The sequence below is a fragment of the Micromonospora sp. DT48 genome (assembly GCF_049844495.1).
Lineage (GTDB): Bacteria > Actinomycetota > Actinomycetes > Mycobacteriales > Micromonosporaceae > Micromonospora.
The window spans coordinates 81,890-97,949 of sequence record NZ_JBNCLE010000012.1 but is presented as its reverse complement, the minus strand read 5'-3'; the positions used below and the strand labels follow the sequence as shown (position 1 = coordinate 97,949).

The 16,060-nt window shown below is 73.5% G+C and carries 18 protein-coding genes; 9 read left to right on the top strand and 9 right to left on the bottom strand.

Going from position 1 to position 16,060, the window contains the following annotated elements; translation table 11 throughout:
* Positions 1–46: 46 nt before the first annotated feature.
* From ACLQ2S_RS16450 to ACLQ2S_RS16430, 5 genes are read right to left on the bottom strand one after another with little or no spacing between them, the layout of a single operon-like run.
* The gene (locus tag ACLQ2S_RS16450; protein WP_309223204.1) at positions 47–1,483 is read right to left on the bottom strand and encodes a PfkB family carbohydrate kinase; all 1,437 of its coding nucleotides are present in this window, start codon (positions 1,481–1,483) and stop codon (positions 47–49) included.
* Positions 1,484–1,493: 10 nt separating this feature from the next.
* Positions 1,494–2,141, bottom strand: coding sequence for a D-sedoheptulose-7-phosphate isomerase (locus ACLQ2S_RS16445; protein WP_425701987.1), 648 nt, complete (start codon positions 2,139–2,141; stop codon positions 1,494–1,496).
* Complete coding sequence (locus tag ACLQ2S_RS16440) at positions 2,141–3,358, bottom strand: glycosyltransferase (protein ID WP_425701986.1); 1,218 nt, start codon at positions 3,356–3,358, stop codon at positions 2,141–2,143. Before ACLQ2S_RS16440 ends, ACLQ2S_RS16445 begins: the two co-directional genes overlap by 1 nt.
* Positions 3,349–4,320: a glycosyltransferase gene (locus tag ACLQ2S_RS16435; RefSeq protein WP_155217874.1), complete on the bottom strand. Its 972-nt coding sequence runs from the start codon at positions 4,318–4,320 to the stop codon at positions 3,349–3,351. The genes ACLQ2S_RS16440 and ACLQ2S_RS16435 overlap by 10 nt, the downstream gene beginning before the upstream one ends.
* Positions 4,317–6,008 carry an HAD-IIIA family hydrolase gene (locus ACLQ2S_RS16430; RefSeq protein ID WP_155218114.1) on the bottom strand — a complete coding sequence of 564 codons (1,692 nt, stop codon included), beginning with the start codon at positions 6,006–6,008 and terminating at the stop codon, positions 4,317–4,319. Before ACLQ2S_RS16430 ends, ACLQ2S_RS16435 begins: the two co-directional genes overlap by 4 nt.
* Positions 6,009–6,248: 240 nt before the next feature.
* Between ACLQ2S_RS16430 and ACLQ2S_RS16425 the strand changes: the two genes are divergently transcribed.
* Both ACLQ2S_RS16425 and ACLQ2S_RS16420 read left to right on the top strand, forming a co-directional pair.
* Positions 6,249–6,695 carry an SRPBCC family protein gene (locus ACLQ2S_RS16425; RefSeq protein ID WP_309223203.1) on the top strand — a complete coding sequence of 149 codons (447 nt, stop codon included), beginning with the start codon at positions 6,249–6,251 and terminating at the stop codon, positions 6,693–6,695.
* Positions 6,696–6,789: 94 nt separating this feature from the next.
* Positions 6,790–7,557 carry a polyprenol monophosphomannose synthase gene (locus ACLQ2S_RS16420; protein WP_155217872.1) on the top strand — a complete coding sequence of 256 codons (768 nt, stop codon included), beginning with the start codon at positions 6,790–6,792 and terminating at the stop codon, positions 7,555–7,557.
* Between the two features lie 9 nt (positions 7,558–7,566).
* On the opposite strand, the gene ACLQ2S_RS16415 is transcribed toward ACLQ2S_RS16420, so the two are convergent.
* Positions 7,567–9,180, bottom strand: a complete 1,614-nt coding sequence (locus ACLQ2S_RS16415) for a phytoene desaturase family protein (RefSeq protein ID WP_425701985.1) — start codon at positions 9,178–9,180, stop codon at positions 7,567–7,569.
* 69 nt (positions 9,181–9,249) lie between these two features.
* On the opposite strand from ACLQ2S_RS16415, the gene ACLQ2S_RS16410 reads away from it, so the two are divergent.
* Entirely contained in the window at positions 9,250–10,683 is a 1,434-nt protein-coding gene (locus ACLQ2S_RS16410) for an aldehyde dehydrogenase family protein (RefSeq protein ID WP_425702026.1), read from the top strand.
* An 87-nt stretch (positions 10,684–10,770) separates the two neighbouring features.
* Here ACLQ2S_RS16410 and ACLQ2S_RS16405 read toward each other — a convergent pair whose 3' ends face one another.
* Positions 10,771–11,172 carry a ChaB family protein gene (locus tag ACLQ2S_RS16405; protein ID WP_155217869.1) on the bottom strand — a complete coding sequence of 134 codons (402 nt, stop codon included), beginning with the start codon at positions 11,170–11,172 and terminating at the stop codon, positions 10,771–10,773.
* A 149-nt stretch (positions 11,173–11,321) separates the two neighbouring features.
* Between ACLQ2S_RS16405 and ACLQ2S_RS16400 the strand changes: the two genes are divergently transcribed.
* The 5 genes from ACLQ2S_RS16400 (at position 11,322) to ACLQ2S_RS16380 (ending at position 14,054) form a co-directional block, all read left to right on the top strand.
* Positions 11,322–12,299, top strand: coding sequence for a YihY/virulence factor BrkB family protein (locus ACLQ2S_RS16400; RefSeq protein WP_155217867.1), 978 nt, complete (start codon positions 11,322–11,324; stop codon positions 12,297–12,299).
* Positions 12,300–12,344: 45 nt separating this feature from the next.
* Complete coding sequence (locus ACLQ2S_RS16395) at positions 12,345–12,761, top strand: DUF2795 domain-containing protein (protein ID WP_155217865.1); 417 nt, start codon at positions 12,345–12,347, stop codon at positions 12,759–12,761.
* 44 nt (positions 12,762–12,805) lie between these two features.
* Entirely contained in the window at positions 12,806–13,267 is a 462-nt protein-coding gene (locus ACLQ2S_RS16390; RefSeq protein WP_155217863.1) for an SRPBCC family protein, read from the top strand.
* A gap of 136 nt (positions 13,268–13,403) precedes the next feature.
* The gene (locus tag ACLQ2S_RS16385; RefSeq protein ID WP_155217861.1) at positions 13,404–13,661 is read left to right on the top strand and encodes a hypothetical protein; all 258 of its coding nucleotides are present in this window, start codon (positions 13,404–13,406) and stop codon (positions 13,659–13,661) included.
* Positions 13,662–13,766: 105 nt separating this feature from the next.
* A complete protein-coding gene (locus ACLQ2S_RS16380; protein WP_425701984.1) occupies positions 13,767–14,054 on the top strand; it encodes a hypothetical protein in 288 nt (95 codons plus the stop codon).
* A 22-nt stretch (positions 14,055–14,076) separates the two neighbouring features.
* On the opposite strand, the gene ACLQ2S_RS16375 is transcribed toward ACLQ2S_RS16380, so the two are convergent.
* A complete protein-coding gene (locus ACLQ2S_RS16375) occupies positions 14,077–14,523 on the bottom strand; it encodes a hypothetical protein (RefSeq protein WP_425701983.1) in 447 nt (148 codons plus the stop codon).
* Positions 14,524–14,682: 159 nt separating this feature from the next.
* Between ACLQ2S_RS16375 and ACLQ2S_RS16370 the strand changes: the two genes are divergently transcribed.
* Positions 14,683–15,057 (top strand): DUF6401 family natural product biosynthesis protein, encoded by a 375-nt coding sequence (locus ACLQ2S_RS16370; RefSeq protein ID WP_425701982.1) that lies wholly within the window; start codon positions 14,683–14,685, stop codon positions 15,055–15,057.
* 55 nt (positions 15,058–15,112) lie between these two features.
* On the opposite strand, the gene ACLQ2S_RS16365 is transcribed toward ACLQ2S_RS16370, so the two are convergent.
* Positions 15,113–15,973, bottom strand: coding sequence for a mechanosensitive ion channel family protein (locus ACLQ2S_RS16365; protein ID WP_425701981.1), 861 nt, complete (start codon positions 15,971–15,973; stop codon positions 15,113–15,115).
* Positions 15,974–16,060 lie beyond the last annotated feature (87 nt).

Sequence of the window (16,060 nt, the reverse complement as noted above, 5' to 3'; positions counted from 1 at the left end):
TCCGTTCGCGACTGCGGGGCTCGCAACACCGGCTCACTCCTCGCACTCACCGACGAACCTCCAGGATGCTGCGGTCGGCGCTCGCGGCGATCAGCTCGGTGGTGGAGCGACCGTCCAGATAGGGCACCACCACCGTGTGCCCGCCCCATCGACGCAAGAGCGCCGCCTCCGGGAGGTCGGTGCCGTCACCACCGCCGGTGGCGTAGTCCCCACCCTTGACCCAGATGTCCGGACGCAGCCAGGACAATGCCGCCTCCGGCGTCGGCTCGTCGAAGATCATCACCGCGTCGACGCAGCTCAGCGCGGCCAGTAGCCGACTGCGGTCGTCCTGACGCATCACCGGACGACCCGGCCCCTTGAGCCCGGCGACGCTGGCATCGGAGTTGAGACAGACGACCAGGCAGTCACCGAGCTGCCGGGCGGCCTGCAACGTCGCCACGTGGCCGGCGTGCAGCAGGTCGAAGCAGCCACCGGTCGCCACGACCGTCCCCCCGGCGGCCCGGACCCGAGCGACCACGGCGGCGGACGCGGCCACCCCGACCCGATCGCCGGCCACCGCCGCGTGCACCGCCTGCGGCGCACGCCGTACCGCCGTCGGCAGGGCGGTCGCCACACCGCCGTCCGCCACGTACGCCGAAGCCTGCGCCACCGCCTCCTGCACCGCCTCGGAGACCAACGCCCCACGGGCCAACGCGAGACCGGCGGCGACGGCGAAGCGGTCACCCGCACCGCAGGTGTCCCCCTCGGCGGCCACCGGAGCGGGCACCATCAGCGGAGTCGACGCGGTATGGCTGAGCAACGCGCCGTCGGCACCGAGCGTCACCGCGACCGCACCCGCCCGCCAGCGCTGCCGCAGCCGTTGCGCCCCCTCGGCGGCGGTGGCCAGTCGGGTGGCGCCGATCGGTGCCTCCATCAGCTCCCGCACCTCGGCCTCGTTCGGGGTGACCAGGTTCGCCCCGGGCACTGCGGCGGGCCCCCGGGGGTGCGGATCCCACACCAGCGGGGCGCGGATCGACGCCAGGGCCGCCCGCAGCGCCGGATGCCGCGCCACCGCCCGGCCGTAGTCGCTGACCAGCACCACCGACGCCCGCTCCAGCACCCGCAGCACGGCGTCGCTCGGCTCCCCCAACTCCCCCACCCCGCCGCCCCGGTCGTGGCGCAGCAGCACCCGACCAGCGGAGCGCAGGCGGATCTTCTCGGGGGTCGCACCGGTCAGCCGCAGCGGATAGACCTGTACCCCGGCGGCGGCGAGCAGGACGCTCAGCCGAGCCCCACCGGCGTCGTCGGCCAACGCGGTCACCAGCACCACCTCGGCACCCTGCGCGGCGGCGAACACGGCGGAGAGGCCGGCCCCGCCGGGCCGGTCCACGTGCGCGATCTCGTCGAGCACGGGCACCGGCGAGTCCGGACAGAGCCGGTTGACCACACCCTCGACGTCCCGGTCGAGCAGGGTGTCGCCGACCACCACCACGGGTCCCGTCACGCTTGCCTCCTCACGCCTGCACCGGCCGGACGGCGTCGCCGTCCAGCACCACCTCGACACCGGCCCGCACCACGTCGGCCGCGCCGACCGCCGGCTGCTCCGCCATCGCCTGCTCGACGTATTCGCAGAGCAGGTGGCTGGAGACCAGGTGCAGTTCCTGGACCACCTGGGTGTCCGGGGAGTCCACGGCGAGCACCTCGTGACACGCCTCGGCGAGCGGGTTCGGCGTCGGCCCGGTGAACGCCCAGCACCGCAGCCCCGCCTCCCGACCGGCCCGCGCGGCGGCGAGCAGGTTGCCGCTGCCGCCGCTGGTGGACAGCAGCAGCAGGACGTCGTCGGGTCGGCCGTGCGCGCGGACCTGCCGGGCGAAGACCTCCGCGTAGCCGTAGTCGTTGCCGATCGCGGTCAACGCCGACGTCTCGGCGTGCAGCGCGATGGCGGAGAACGGCTGCCGGTCGTCGCGCAGCTTGCCGACCAGTTCGGCGGTCAGGTGCTGGGCCTCGGCCGCGCTGCCGCCGTTGCCGGCGACGAGCAGCCGACCGCCGTCGGTGAGCCGCCGGGCCAGCGTCGCGCCCCACCGGGCGAGCAGTGGCTCGCAGCGCCGGAACGGCGGCAGCGCCGCGGTCAGGTGTGCCAGGTGCGCGTCGAGCAGACTCATCAGGCCACCACCCGGGTGGGTCGGTGCACGGCGACCACCTCGTCGTACACCTCGGCGAGGCGCTGGGCGGTGACCTCCCACGAGTAGTGCCGGCGGGCTCGGGCGCGCGCCGCGCCCGCGTACGCGAACCGGCGGATCCGATCGTCGAGCAGCGCCCGCAGCGCCTCCCCCAGCGCCCTCGGGTCCCGCGCCGGCACCAGGTCCCCGGTCACGCCGTCGACCACCGTGTCCCGCAGGCCACCGACGGCGGTGGCCACCACGGGAACCCCGCACGCCATCGCCTCCAGCGGGGTCAGCCCGAACGGCTCGTACCAGGGCGCGGCGACCAGGATGTCCGCCGAGCGGTACCAGCGCCCCATCTCCTCCCGGGGCACCGCGCCGACCAGGCGGACCCGGTCGGCGACGCCGCAGCTACCGGCGAGCGCCCGCAACCGCCGGGCGTACGGGTCGGTCTCCAGCAGACCGGCCGGTGGGCCACCGACCACCACGCACTCGGCCTCGGGCACGTGCGCCATCGCCCGGACCACCGTCTGGAAGCCCTTGCGTTCCACCAGCCGACCCACGGTGAGGATCCGGGGCCGATCAGGTTCCCGCTCGGCGGCCGGGCCGAGCGGGGCGAACGTGGTCAGGTTCACCCCGGACGGGATGACGGTCATCGCCGAGCGGGGCACGCCCATCCGGACCAGCTCGCCGACCTCGTCACGGCACTGGGCGACGACCCGGTCCACCGAGCGGCCCAGGTGGCGCTCGTAGCTGATCCGCCGGGCCGGGCTGGTGTCCTGCACGCCCTGGTGACGCCGTTTCACCGTGCCGAGCGCGTGGAACGTCTGCACCACCGGCACCCCGGTGCGCCGGCCGGCCTCCAGCGCGGCCAGCCCACTCATCCAGAAGTGCGCGTGGACCACCTCGGGGGTCCAGTCGCCGCCTCGCCACCGGTCCATCAGCCAGGCCCCGAACGGGCGCATGTGCGGCAGCAACGCGTCCTTCGCCACCGGCTCGGCCGGACCGGCCGGGACGTGCACCACGTCGTAACCGTCCGGACTACGGACGGTCACCGGTAGGTCCACCGCGTCGCGGCGGGTGTAGACCCGGACGTCGTGTCCGGCGGCGGCGAGCGCGGCGGAGAGCTCCGCCACGTGCGTGTTCTGGCCACCGGCGTCCTCACCGCCCAGGATGGCGAGCGGGCTGGCGTGCTCCGAGATCATCGCTATCCGCATACTTCCTCCTCCAGCAGCCGGTCCCAGTCGGTGAGGAATCGGTCGAGGCCGTACCGTTCGCGGGCGGCGACGCGGGCCTGCGCGCCCGCGCGGGCCGCCCGCTGTGGGTCCGTGACGAGGCGTTCGGCGGCCTCCAGCAGCACGTCCACCCGGGTGGCGAGGGCACCGGCGCCCGGCGGGACCGCCATCACCGCCTCGGTGGTGGCCAGCGCCACCACCGGCATGCCCATCGTCATCGCCTCGATCAGGCTCAGCCCTAGCGACGTCCACCGGCACAGGTGCAGGTACGCCCGGCGGCGCGCCAACTCGGCGTGCATCCGGTGTTGTGGCACGTCGTCGTGGCTGGTCAGCCGGTCGGCCGGCAGACCGAGGTGCTCGGCCAGCCCGGCCACCTTCATGCCGAAGACGTCCAGCGGGGCGATCTCGGCGAACCGGGGCAGCAGGTCGGTGCCGGTGACCCGCCAGCGGCGTACCGGCTCGTTGATCACGACGGCCAGCCGGTCGAGTTCACCGGTCCAGGTCGCCGTCGGCGTCACGATGCCGTGGTCGACGACGGTGGTACGGGTCGCGCCGGTGTCCCAGAACAGCTCGTTGAAGGCCGTCACGTGGGCGATGAGCAGGTCGTCCCGGTCGGCCATCGGGTGGCGGCTGTTGGGGACCTGACCGTCCTTCGGCGTGTTGTGCTCCACATAGATCGCCGGCAGGTCCCGGCCAGGGCGGCGACCGAGCCACTGCTGCGCCAGGTCGAGTTCCTCGGGACGTTGCAGGATCACCACGTCGACCTCGGCGGTACGCAACTGCTCCGGGCTCACCTCCGCGGCGCTCTCCGGCCAGGTGTAGGTCCGGGCCCGGCCCAGCCCGTACGGTCCCCGGTCCGGGGTGGCCGGGATCAGATACCGGTGCTTGCCGTGCACGAACGAGGTGGTCCAGGACCCGTGCACGTGCCAGAGCAGGATGTTCATCGGCCGCCCCCACCGCCGACGGTGGCCACCTCGGGGGTTGCCCGCGATCCGGTCGAGCCGGTGGCCGGCCGGTCCGGCGGTACGCCCAACAGCCGCAACGCGTCGAGGACGGCGGCCGGCTCGACGCCGCTGAGACAGGGGTGCCCGGGTACCGGACACCGTGCGGCGCGGGTGTCCCGGCAGGCGGCGGTGGCGTCGCCGAGGCGTACCGTCGGCACCCGCCACGGCCCCCACTGGCCGAACGGGACGGTGGGGGCGAAGAGGCTGACCACCGGCACGCCGTACGCGGCGGCCAGGTGCGCCGGCCCGGTGTTGCCGACCACCACCGCACCGGCGGCGGCCACGATCCCGGCCAACTCGGCCAGGTCGGTCCGGCCACCGAGGTCCCGGCCGTGCCGACCGGCGACCCGCGCGGTGAGGTCCCGCTCGTGCGGGCCGCCGGTGACCACCACCCGGTGCCCGGCGGCGCACAGTTCCTCGGCGATCCGTTCGGCCAGCTCGGGCGGGCACCCCCGGGCCTGGGCCGCCGAGCCGGGATGCAGCACCACGTAGCCCGGTTCGCCGGCCTCCGGCGGCGGCGGTGGGACCGGACGCAGCCGCAGGTGCGGTTCGTCGTCGCCGTCGAGCACGTAGCCGGCGGCGGCGGCCAGCGAGAGGGCCCGCTCGGCCTCCGGCACACCGACCGGTACCCGGTGGCGCACGTCCAGCAGGCTGCCCGGGTAGTCGTCGCTGATCGCCGCGATCCGGGCGACCCCGGCCATCCGCAGCAGCAGGGCCAACGGCAACGGCGACTGGTGGAACGAGGTGAAGACGACCGCCTCGTCGGCGCCCACCGCCGCCAACCGGGTGACCAGGGCGGCCATCTCCTGCGGATCCACCGGTCCGGGTGCCGGGTCGATCCAGGGCAGCCGGTGCTCGATCACCTCGTCGACGCCGGGCAGCAGGTCGGCGGCGGCCCGCCCGCGCGGTCCGCAGAGCAGCACCACCCGCCGCGCCCCGGCGGCGACCGCCCGGATTCCCGGTCCGGTCACCAGCACGTCCCCCGCCGAGTCCGACCGCACCACCAGGACCGTGCGGCCGTTGCCGGGACCTTTGACGCGAACACGGCGGGCGACCGTGGCACCGGCCCGCGCCACCGACTCCGCCGGGCTCAGCGCCGCCTGGCGGCGCAGGATCTCCGTGACGGCCGAGGGCAGATCGGCGGCCACCCAGGGGGCTGCCGCCACCTCCTCGGCGCGGGTCACCGGCGTCGGAACCAGCACCCCGGCGGCACCGGCGGCCAGCGCCGCCGTGACGTCCCGGCCGATGTCACCGATCATGACGCAGCGGGTGGGTACGGTGCCCAACGCTCGGGCGGCGGCGTACACCAGGCCCGGTCTCGGCTTCCGGCACGCGCAGTCGTCCCCGTCGTCGTGCGGACACACCTGCCAGGAGTCGAACGGGCCGAGCAGGTCCTCGATGCGGCGGTGCACCTGGTCCAGTTGCCGCTCGGTGAACAGCCCCCGGGCCAGCCCGGACTGGTTGGTCACCACGGCGAGTTTCAGCCCGGCCGCCCGCAGCCGGTCCAGCGCCGCGCGGGCCCCCGGCATCGGCCGCACCTTGTCCGGATCCGAGTTGTACGGCACGTCCTCGACCAGGGTGCCGTCTCGGTCCAGCAGCACCGCGTCGAACAGGATCGGGCGGGACATGACCCGGCCGGGATCGGCCAGCACCCCGGCTGACCTGCGCTGATCCGGCTCCTCCTGGTCCTGTCGCACGGGCGGCGGGTTCCCTGCGCCCCGGTGAGTAAACGTCACCCGCGACGCGGTCGGCGATACCGCGCGCCGACGGCACCCACTCGGCCGCCCGCGATGGCCTTACCCGCGGTCGCCGAGAAGCTAACCCGGCCCACCCGTTAGCCGGGGCCGTGCGCCGGGTACCGAGGGGCGGTGGCGGTTGTGGAGCAAGTAATCGAGGCCCCGGCCCGGCAGGTGTGGGCGGTGCTCGCGGACGGGTGGACCTACAGCGACTGGGTGGTGGGCACCGCCCACATGCGCGACGTGGACGAGGAGTGGCCCCGGGTCGGCACCCGGCTGCACCACCGGGCCGGGCCCTGGCCGTTCTCCCTGGAGGACTGCTCGGTGGTGCTGGCCTGTGAACCGGAGCGCAAGCTCGTGCTCCGCGTCCAACTCTGGCCGGCCGGGGAGGCCGTCGTGGTCTTCACCCTGGAACCGGTCGGCTCGGACACGACCCGGGTGAGGCTGGCCGAGGACTTCGCCGCCGGGCCGCTGCGCTGGATCCGCACCAAAATCAACGACCTGGTGCTGCACCAACGCAACAAGGAGACCCTGAACCGGCTCGCCGACATCGCCCGTCGGCAGAAGTCGCCGGGCTGAGCGCGGGGCGCTGCGCCAGGGGAGCCATTTCCCCCCGGAAGGGACAAGTAGCTACGCTCTCAGTAGCCCTGTCCGCAGACCGAGGATGTCCCCCATGATCGAACCCGTCCAGTTACCCTCGCCGTGGCGGGACGTGCGCCTGACCGTCGTGGTCCCGACCTACAACGAGGCAGGCAACCTGCCGGTGCTGGTCGAGCGTCTCCTCGCGCTGCCCCTTCCCGGCCTGAAGATCCTGGTCGCCGACGACAACTCCCCCGACGGCACCGGCGAGGTCGCCGACAAACTCGCCATAGAGCATCCGGAGCGGGTACAGGTCGTGCACCGGCCCGGCAAGGAGGGTCTCGGCCGGGCGTACGTGGACGGAATCGGCCGGGCCCTCGACGGCGGGGCCGAGTACGTGGCACAGATGGACGCCGACCTGTCCCACCCACCGGAGGCCCTGCCGGGAATGCTCGGTGCCCTGCTGTCCACTCAGGCCGGCGTGGTCATCGGGTCACGCTACGTGCCCGGCGGGGAGCTGGACGAGAACTGGCCGCTGTACCGGCGGGCGCTCAGCGGCTGGGCGAACCTGTACGTGCACACGCTGCTGCGGGTACGGATCCGGGACCTCACCGCCGGTTTCAAGATCTGGCGGGCCGACGCGCTGCGCGACATCGGCCTGGAGCGGGTGCAGTCCAACGGTTACAGCTTCCAGGTCGAGATGCACTACCTCGCCACCAAGCTGGGGCACACCATCCTGGAGGTGCCGATCCGGTTCGAGGAGCGGCGCGACGGCGCGTCGAAGATGACCACCGCCACCAAGATCGAGAGCGCGTTGATGCCGTTCAAGCTGCGCACCCGGCACCGCAACATCGGGCCCTGACCGGCCCGCTCACGCGTACACCGCCCGGTGGGCGGTGGCCATCGCGCGTCGGTACCACCCGCCGGTGAGGGCCCGGTCGCGGGCCAGGGCGGCACGGGCGGCGTTCGCGCCGGGCGCCCCGTGCACCCCGCCGCCGGGATGTGCCGACGCGCTGGCCAGGAAGAGCCGGTCCACCGGGGTGTCGGCACGACCGAGGCCGGGCACCGGCCGGAGGAACAACTGCTGGTAGGGGGCGGCGGTGCCACCACCCAACGCGCCGCCGACCAGGCTCGGGTTGGCCTGTTCCAACTCGGCCGGTCCGGCCACGTGCCGGCCCACCACCAGGGCACGGAAGCCGGGCGCGGCAGCCTCCAGCACCGCCTCCATCCGCTCCACGTGGGCCAGGACGTCGTCGGAACGCCAGTGGCGGCGAAACGGCAGATGGGTGTACGACCAGAGGGACTCGGTGCCCGGCGGCGAGTGGCTCGGATCGGCCACCGTCATCTGCCCCACCAGCAGGAACGGATCGGCGGGCAGCTCACCCTGGGCCAGCTTGGCGGCGTAGCCGGTCAACCCGTTGAGGTCCGCCCCCAGGTGCACGGTGCCGGCAGTGGCCAGCCGACGGTTCGTCCAGGGCATCGGCGCGGACAGCGCCCAGTCCACCTTCAGGGTCGACCCGTCCCAGCGGAAGTGCTCCAGGTCGGCCACCAGGCGCGGCGGCAGCCCGGCGGGACCGACCAGGTCCAGGTACAACGCGGGAGCGGGAACGTCGGCGAGCACGGCGCGCCGGGCCCGCCAGTCGGTGCCGCCGACGGTACGCACCCCCATCGCCCGGCCCCGGGCGGTGAGGATCCGCTCCACCCGGGCGCCGTAGACGATCCGCCCACCGCGCTCGGTCAACCGGGCCACCAGCGCGTCGGTGATCTTCTGCGCGCCGCCCTCCGGCACCGGCCAGCCGACCTGTTGCCCGAGCATGGCGAGCAGCCAACCGTAGACGCCGGATCCGGCCTCCTGGGTGGACAGATCCGTGTGCAGGGCGCAACCGGCCAGCAACGCCGGTCCACCGGCGCCGTCGAACAGTTCCCCGCCGAGCCGACCCACCGGCAGCACCAGCCGCCGGGCCAGCCGCAGTGAGCCGCCGACCCGCAGCCGGCGCAGCAGGTCGAGTCCGCCGCGTACCGGCGGGAACGGGGTGGTGATCAGAGCCATCATCGGGTCGGCGACCTGCTGCCACTGCGCGTACGCGGCCAGCCAGCGCTCGCCGTCGCCGGGGGCGAAGGTCTCCAGCGACGCCGCCGTGACGTCGGGGTCGCGGTTGAGCACGGCCGCCCGGTCGTCGGGGAACAGGTGGGCCAGCACGTCCGGGGCGTGCCGCCAGGCGAGCCCGTAGCGGGTCAGGTCGAGCCCGCGCAGCACGGGTGAGGCGAAGCCGAGCGGGTAGAACGAGCTGAACAGATCGCTGAGGTAGCCGGGTGCGGTCACCTGCGCCGACCGCACCGCCCCGCCGGGCACCTCGGTCGCCTCCAACACCAGCACGTCCCAGCCCGCGTCGGCCAGCAGGTTCGCGGCGACCAGTCCGTTGTGTCCGGCACCGACGACGACGGCGTCGGCCCGCTCGGCACCGAGGGAGCCTGGCGAAGTCATCCGTGGACGCTACCCCGAGTCGTACCGACGAAACGTTTGCCGCAGCCCGACCCGGGCATCCAGCGCGCCATGTACACGGTCACGCAGCTCATCGGTGGGGTCTGGGGTGCCGGCGGGGATGCCGGCGAGTGGACGGTGCACGACCCGGCGGACGACCGGCCGGTGACCAGGGCACCCATCGCCACGCCCGACGAGGTCGACAAGGCGGTGGCGGCGGCCCGGGGTGTCGCGTCCGAGTGGGCCGCGACGGCCCCGGCGGAACGGGCCGCGACACTGCACCGGATCGCCGACGCCGTCGCCGAGGTCGCCGACGATCTCGCGTACGCGACGACCGCCGAGATGGGCAAGCCGCTCGGCGACGCCCGGGGCGGCGTCGACGCGGGCATCGCCACCCTGCGGCAGTACGCCGAACTCGCGCCGGCCCGAGGTGGACGTACCCTGCACGGCGACCACGCGGCGCTGGACTTCATGACGCCGCAGCCGCGTGGCGTGGTGGCCGCCATCACGCCGTGGAACGACCCGGTCGCGGTGTCCTGCGGACTGCTCGGCGCGGCCCTGGTCACCGGCAACGTGGTGCTGCACAAGCCCAGTGAGCGCACCCCGGCGACCGGCTGGCTGCTGGCCCGCGCGTTCGACAGTGCCCTGCCGGCGGGCGTGCTGTCGCTGATCGTCGGCGACGCCACGACCGGCGCGGCGCTGGCCGCCGCCGAGGTGGACCTGGTGGCGCACGTCGGCTCCAGCGTCGCCGGTCAGGCGATCGCCACGGCCGCCGCCGGCACCGGCGCCAAGGTGCTGCTGGAGAACGGCGGCAGCGACCCGTTGGTCGTCGACGCCGACGTCGACCCGGTCTGGGCCGCCGGCCAGGCCGCGCTGGGTGCGTTCGCCAACGCGGGGCAGATCTGCGTCGCGGTGGAGCGGATCTACGCCCACCGGGACGTCGCCGAGGACTTCGTGGACGCGCTGGTCGAGCGGGCCGCCGCGCTGCGCGTCGGACCGGGGCGGGATCCGGACACCCAGCTCGGCCCGCTGGTCGACCGACGGCACCGCGACCACGTCCACGGGCAGGTGACCGCCGCGGTGGCCGACGGTGCCCGGCTGCGCGTCGGCGGCACCCTGCCGCAGGGCCCGGGGGCCTTCTACCCGGCGACGGTCGTCGACGGCTGCCGGCACGATCTGGCGCTCATCCGCGAGGAGACGTTCGGGCCGGTCGCCGCCGTGGTGGTGGTCGACTCGTTCGCCGAGGCGCTGCGGTGCGCGGCCGACTCACCGTACGGGTTGGCGGCGACGGTGCTGACCGCGTCGATGAGCCACGCCCAGCGGGCCTGGCGGGAGCTACCGGTCGGCACGGTCAAGGTGAACTCGGTCTTCGGTGGCGCGCCCGCCGGTGCCGCGCATCCGCGTCGCGCCAGTGGTCAGGGCTTCGGCTACGGACCTGAACTGCTCGACGAGTTCACCGCCACCAAGGCGGTGCACATCGAGGCGCCCGGGGGCGGCCACTGGTGAACCAGCCGGAACCGACCGGGGCCCGGCGAGCCGCCGGGGCCGGATCGACGGGTACGCCGATCGGGCCCCGGGCGGACGGCCGTGAGCTCAGCGGCCACGGGCCTTGCGGGTCTGCCGGTCGTTGGCCTTCTGGATGGCCTTCACCAGTTCCGGCTTGGTCATCCTCGACCGTCCCGGCACGTCCAGGTCGCGAGCCACCCGCATGAGATGCTCCTTGGATGCGTTCGCGTCCACCCCACCGGCGGTCGGTGCCCGCCGGGCCGGGCCGCCGCCTGCGGCCTGCTGGTCGCTGGGGCCCTTGCGCCCCTTCGGCTCCCAGTGGTCACCGACCTTCTCGAACTGATGTTTGACCGCGGCGAACGCGGCACGGTGCGCCCGCTCGCCCTCACCGTAGGTCTCGACCGCGGAATCGTGTGTCTTCACCCAGGTGCGCTGGGCCTTCTCCGGGGAGCGCCGCAGCGTGCTGGGCAGTACCTCGCGCCCGGGCATCTCGAACCTCCTCCGTCTGCGAGCGATTCGAATTCGGGTACCCCCGCGACGCGGCGGCAAACACCGTCGGCGTTTGCTCTTGCCCGGAGCCGGGTACCGGCCCGGCCATCGACGGACCGTACGCGCCGGCCGTGTCCCAGGGAGCGGTGATGACGACGACGAACCCCGACGCTCCGACGGCCGACACCCCGATGCCTCGGCTACCCGGGATCCGCCAACTGCACTGGCAGACCTGGCGCGGCGTGCTGGTCCGGGCCGGGCGCAACTACCTGCGGGACAACTGCACGGACTGGGCCGCCGCCCTCACCTACTACGGGGTGCTGGCGCTGTTCCCCTCCACCGTCGTGGTGGTGGCCCTGGTCGGCCTGGTCTCCGACGGGGAACGCACCGTCGACACGGTGCTCGACCTGGCCCACGACGTGGGTGCCGGCTCGGTGGTGGCCAACGAGAGCTTCGTCGGGGTGGTCCGCGAGGTGGTGAGCCAGAACAGCTCCGCCGGAGTGCTGCTCAGCTTCGGTCTGCTCGGCGCACTCTGGTCGTCGTCGAACTTCATCGCCTCGTTCACCCGTGCCTCGAACACCATCTACGGGGTGGTCGAGGGACGACCGGTGTGGAAGCTGCGTCCGACCCAGATCGGGCTGGCCGCCCTGTCGCTGGTGCTGCTCGCCACCGTGGCCGTGGGGTTGATCGTCAGCGGCCCGGTCGCCGACGCACTCGGTGACCTGGTGGGTGCCGGCGACGCGGCGCGCACCGCGTGGGCGGTGGCGAAGTGGCCGGCGCTGGCGTTGATCGCGATGTTGTTGATGTCCCTGCTGTTCTGGGCCGCGCCGAACGTGCGCCAGCCACGGTTCCGTTGGCTCACCCCGGGCGGGATGGTGGCCCTGGTCACCTGGGCGCTCGGCTCCTTCGGCTTCGGGCTGTACGTGGCGAACTTCGGCTCGTACAACACCACGTACGGCAGCCTCGGCGCGGTGATCGCGTTCCTGGTCTGGCTCTACCTGTCCAACTCCGCGCTGATGCTCGGTGTCCAGATCAACGCCGAACTTCAACGGGGGCGGGTGCTCCAGTCCGGCCGCGACGACGCCGAGGAGCCGGTCCTGCCGCCCCGGTCACCCGCCGGTACGTGACCGCCTGCCGGTTTACCACCCGCACCGTCGGGTAGCGCAGAAGGCATGGATCGCGGCAGCAGCAAGCACTCACCACGGGTCGACGAGCAGATGAGCCAGGAGGTCAGCGGCCTCGTACAGGGGCCGGGGACCGGCGGCTCGCGGGTCGACGAGTCTCGCGTGCCGGAACCTGCGGGAGAGGACCAGCCGGAACCGACCACGGCACCGGCCGGCGAGCTGCGTAGCGGCTCTCCGCAGGGCATGACCTCCGAGGACGTCGAGGCACGCAGCCGGCTGGGGCGGTTCATCACCATGAAGAGCCTCCCCGGTGATCGAGCCGCGCTGCTGGCCAACGCACGCGAGAACGAGGCCCCCGACGACGTGTTGGCGGCGCTGGAGCGTCTGCCCGAGGGCACCCGGTACCAGACGGTGTCCGAGGTGTGGGCGGCGTTGGGTCACACCAACGAGACGACGCGCTGGTAGCCGAACCGGTCCGCAGCTTCCCCGAACCCCAGGAAGGATGCCTGATGAGTGGCGTAATGGAGCATGTCGACGTGGCCGTCCCGGTGCGGACGGCGTACGACCAGTGGACGCAGTTCGAGGAGTTCCCCCACTTCATGGAGGGTGTGGAGGAGGTTCGCCAGCTCTCCGACACGATGACCCACTGGACCGTCGAGATCGCCGGGGTCAAGCGGGAGTTCGACGCCGAGATCACCGAGCAGCTGCCCGACGAGCGGGTGGCGTGGCGGTCGACCGGCGGCACCCAGCACGCCGGGGTGGTCACCTTCCACCGGCTGGACGAGAACACCAGCCGGGTCAGCCTCCAGTTGGAGTTCGACCCGCACGGGGTGATCGAGCAGGCCGGCGACAAGCTCGGCGTGGTCGACCGCCGGGCAAAGGGTGACCTGCAGCGCTTCAAGACCTTCATCGAGCGGCGCGGTCAGGAGACCGGCGCCTGGCGGGGCAAGGTCGACCGTCCGCAGCCCTGACCCCCACGACACGATCGTCGACGACCGCCGGGGCCACCCGGCGGTCGTCGCCGTACGGCCGGTCGGCCCGCCGGCCCTGGACCGCCCCGGGTCGGGCGCGTCGTTTGGGGAGACCGGGCCGGGGTACCGCGAAGGCATGACCGACGACAGAGCGTGGCGCGACGAGGAACGGCTCCCGCTGGAGGAACTGGACCGGGCCGTCGCCCGGTCCACGCTCGACGGGCAGGCCGACGACGTGACCGGCAACGACGCCGGCGAGGAGGCCGCCTTCGGGCACGGCCCCGAGGCGGCCGACCGGGGCGCCGAGGTGCCCGGCACCGGGCGTGAACCGACCGACCGGGACCGCGCCTACCGACCGTCCACCACCGGACGCACCGGCCCCGACACCCTGTGACACGGTGACGCGCCGGGGGGTGACCGGCCGCCACCGGCCCGGAGTAGCCGGAGGAGTTCAGCGGCGGTCGGGGCGGCGGCCAGGTCCAGGTTCAGCCGAACGGCGGTGAATTCGGACAGCTCCGGCAGAATCGGCCGTTCGGCTGACGGCAATGGCCGCGTCGCGCGTAAGACTTTCGGCATGCATCAGGGCTCCGGCTTCCTCACCACGCGTCAGCGCCGCCTGGCATGGCTCGGTTTCCTTCTCGCCGCCATACAGGCGCCGGTATCCGCACGGCTGGTCGACGACAGCTCGTGGCTGTTCAGCCTCTGCGTCGCGCTGATGGTGGCGACCGTGATCATCGCCGACGACGCCGCGCGGCGCCGCCCGGCGGACGCCCGCTCCTCGGAGTAGGGCCCGCCGCACGTCGGGGTGGTCACCGGTCGCCGGTCGGCCGCGCCTCGTGTCCCGGGCGCCCTTGCGTCCGGCGGTGTTCCTTCATCTCCGCCTCGTAGAGGTGGCGTCGACCGTCGACCAGCTGCTCGCGCGCCGACCGGTCCAGGTCACGGAAGAGCGCGTAGTAGCCGTCGTCGAAGTCCTCGACGATCTGGAACGTCCACCGACCGGCGATGACGTTGCGACCGATCAACTCGTCACCGATCCGGTCGGCGATCCCGGGGTGCCCGGCGTCGCGGAACATCCGGACCGCCTCGTCGAGCATCAGGTCGGCGTGTCCGATGAGCTGGTGCAGCGAGTAGAGGTGCCCCCGGGCGCGTTCCACGCACTCCAGCGCCTCGCTGAGTTTGCCGAGCGCCGCCACGGTGTCGTCGCTCACACCGGCGGGGCGCCGGTGTCGCTGGTCGGGTCCGTCGACGGTGTCCATTCGTACCTCCTGGTGCCCAGCCCTGCCACGGCGTCCGGTTTCCGCGTCCCGCCGCGCCCGACTCGATCCCCCCGGTCACCTGGCGAGCACCGCCGGGAAGGCCGTGACCGTCCGAGCGGCCGAGGTCACGGCGCTGCGGGTTGGCTACATTCGTTCCCCATGCGCGTGTCGTCGAACCGGGTCACCTCCCCCACCGCCGTCGACTGGGTGCGGTCCAGTCTCGTCACGCTCACCAACGCCGTGGGCCTCGACGGGCTCGCCGCCGCCCGGGTGCGGCCGGGCCTGCTCGCCGCCGTCGACCAGCACGCCGCCGCGGTCCGTGACAGCCTGCGCGGGGACCGGCGTCCGCTGACCGCCGCGGCCCTCGCCGGCTACGCCGACGGAATGTGCGCCGCCGCCGAGGAGCACGGCCGGCAACCGGCCGAGGCGCCGATCGACTGGGCGGAGGCGGACTGGGTACTGCTGCGCCTGCTCGCGATCTGCGCGCTGACCGCCGCGCTGGACACGCCGTCACCACAGCCGCCGCCGCTGTGACGGTGACGGGCGCCCACCCTCAGGGTGGACACCCGTCCCGCGACACCACCGCCCGTCACGGACGGAACTGCTGGGTCTCGTCACCCGCGTTGCCGGACTGGTAGGTACCCCGTCCCCCGGCCATCGAGGACTCCGGTCCCCGGGAGGCCGGCTGGGCGACACCGGTCCGGTCGGCCATCTGCCGCTGCATGTCGCCGCGACCGGCCTCGGCACCCTGCCGCTGCTCACGGATCGCCCGCGACTCCTCGGCCGCCCTGGTGAGCCAGCCCTCCCAGCGCTGCTGCATCGGCCGCACCAGACCGCCACCGACGCCGACGATCAGGATGCCGGCCACCGTGGCGAGCACCGCGATCAGCACGGGCTGGGTGACGGTGGTGGCGATACCCACCTGGTTGAGCGCCGCGATCACCCCGAGCGCGATGATGAAGATCGCCGTCACGTCGGCCAGGAAGCGGCCGTACGACAGCCCGCCGAGCGCCCCGGTGACCAGATCCCGCACCGCGTTGGCGATGGCGGCGGCCACCACCACGATGACGATCGCCACGAAGGCTCGTGGCAGCCACGCCACCACACCCGCGATCAGATCGCTGATCGCGTTCGGGCCCCAGACGCCGAAGGCGAACTGAAGGGTGAACAGCAGCACCGCGTAGTACGCCAGCTTCGCCAGGATGTCACTGGCGTCGTACCGCGTCCGTTCCAGCGCACGCTTGACACCGCCCCGTTCGACCGCCCGGTCGAACCCCACCCGTTCCAGGACCGCGTCCACGATCTTGAGCACGGCTCTGGCGATGAGCCATCCGACCACGAGGATCGCGATGAACGCGATGGCCCGGGGTACGAACAGCAGCACCGACCTCCACATGTCGGCCGCGGCGTCACCGATGTTGACCTGCCTGGCCGCGAGGGTTTCCGGCATGACGTCCCTCCTGTCGCATGGTTTGCCCGGCGCGCTTACCCCGTCACCCGGCCAGCACGCCGCCGCGATCACCCCCTTTTTCCGGAC

What these genes read in the sequence shown, in the direction of transcription:
- ACLQ2S_RS16445 (WP_425701987.1), bottom strand. Translation starts at nt 2,141, where the DNA reads ATGAGTCTGCTCGACGCGCACCTGGCACACCTGACCGCGGCGCTGCCG.
- ACLQ2S_RS16440 (WP_425701986.1), bottom strand. Translation starts at nt 3,358, where the DNA reads ATGCGGATAGCGATGATCTCGGAGCACGCCAGCCCGCTCGCCATCCTG.
- ACLQ2S_RS16435 (WP_155217874.1), bottom strand. Translation starts at nt 4,320, where the DNA reads ATGAACATCCTGCTCTGGCACGTGCACGGGTCCTGGACCACCTCGTTC.
- ACLQ2S_RS16430 (WP_155218114.1), bottom strand. Translation starts at nt 6,008, where the DNA reads ATGTCCCGCCCGATCCTGTTCGACGCGGTGCTGCTGGACCGAGACGGC.
- ACLQ2S_RS16420 (WP_155217872.1), top strand. Translation starts at nt 6,790, where the DNA reads ATGATCGAACCCGTCCAGTTACCCTCGCCGTGGCGGGACGTGCGCCTG.
- ACLQ2S_RS16415 (WP_425701985.1), bottom strand. Translation starts at nt 9,180, where the DNA reads ATGACTTCGCCAGGCTCCCTCGGTGCCGAGCGGGCCGACGCCGTCGTC.
- ACLQ2S_RS16410 (WP_425702026.1), top strand. Translation starts at nt 9,250, where the DNA reads ATGTACACGGTCACGCAGCTCATCGGTGGGGTCTGGGGTGCCGGCGGG.
- ACLQ2S_RS16405 (WP_155217869.1), bottom strand. Translation starts at nt 11,172, where the DNA reads ATGCCCGGGCGCGAGGTACTGCCCAGCACGCTGCGGCGCTCCCCGGAG.
- ACLQ2S_RS16400 (WP_155217867.1), top strand. Translation starts at nt 11,322, where the DNA reads ATGACGACGACGAACCCCGACGCTCCGACGGCCGACACCCCGATGCCT.
- ACLQ2S_RS16395 (WP_155217865.1), top strand. Translation starts at nt 12,345, where the DNA reads ATGGATCGCGGCAGCAGCAAGCACTCACCACGGGTCGACGAGCAGATG.
- ACLQ2S_RS16390 (WP_155217863.1), top strand. Translation starts at nt 12,806, where the DNA reads ATGAGTGGCGTAATGGAGCATGTCGACGTGGCCGTCCCGGTGCGGACG.
- ACLQ2S_RS16385 (WP_155217861.1), top strand. Translation starts at nt 13,404, where the DNA reads ATGACCGACGACAGAGCGTGGCGCGACGAGGAACGGCTCCCGCTGGAG.
- ACLQ2S_RS16375 (WP_425701983.1), bottom strand. Translation starts at nt 14,523, where the DNA reads ATGGACACCGTCGACGGACCCGACCAGCGACACCGGCGCCCCGCCGGT.
- ACLQ2S_RS16370 (WP_425701982.1), top strand. Translation starts at nt 14,683, where the DNA reads ATGCGCGTGTCGTCGAACCGGGTCACCTCCCCCACCGCCGTCGACTGG.
- ACLQ2S_RS16365 (WP_425701981.1), bottom strand. Translation starts at nt 15,973, where the DNA reads ATGCCGGAAACCCTCGCGGCCAGGCAGGTCAACATCGGTGACGCCGCG.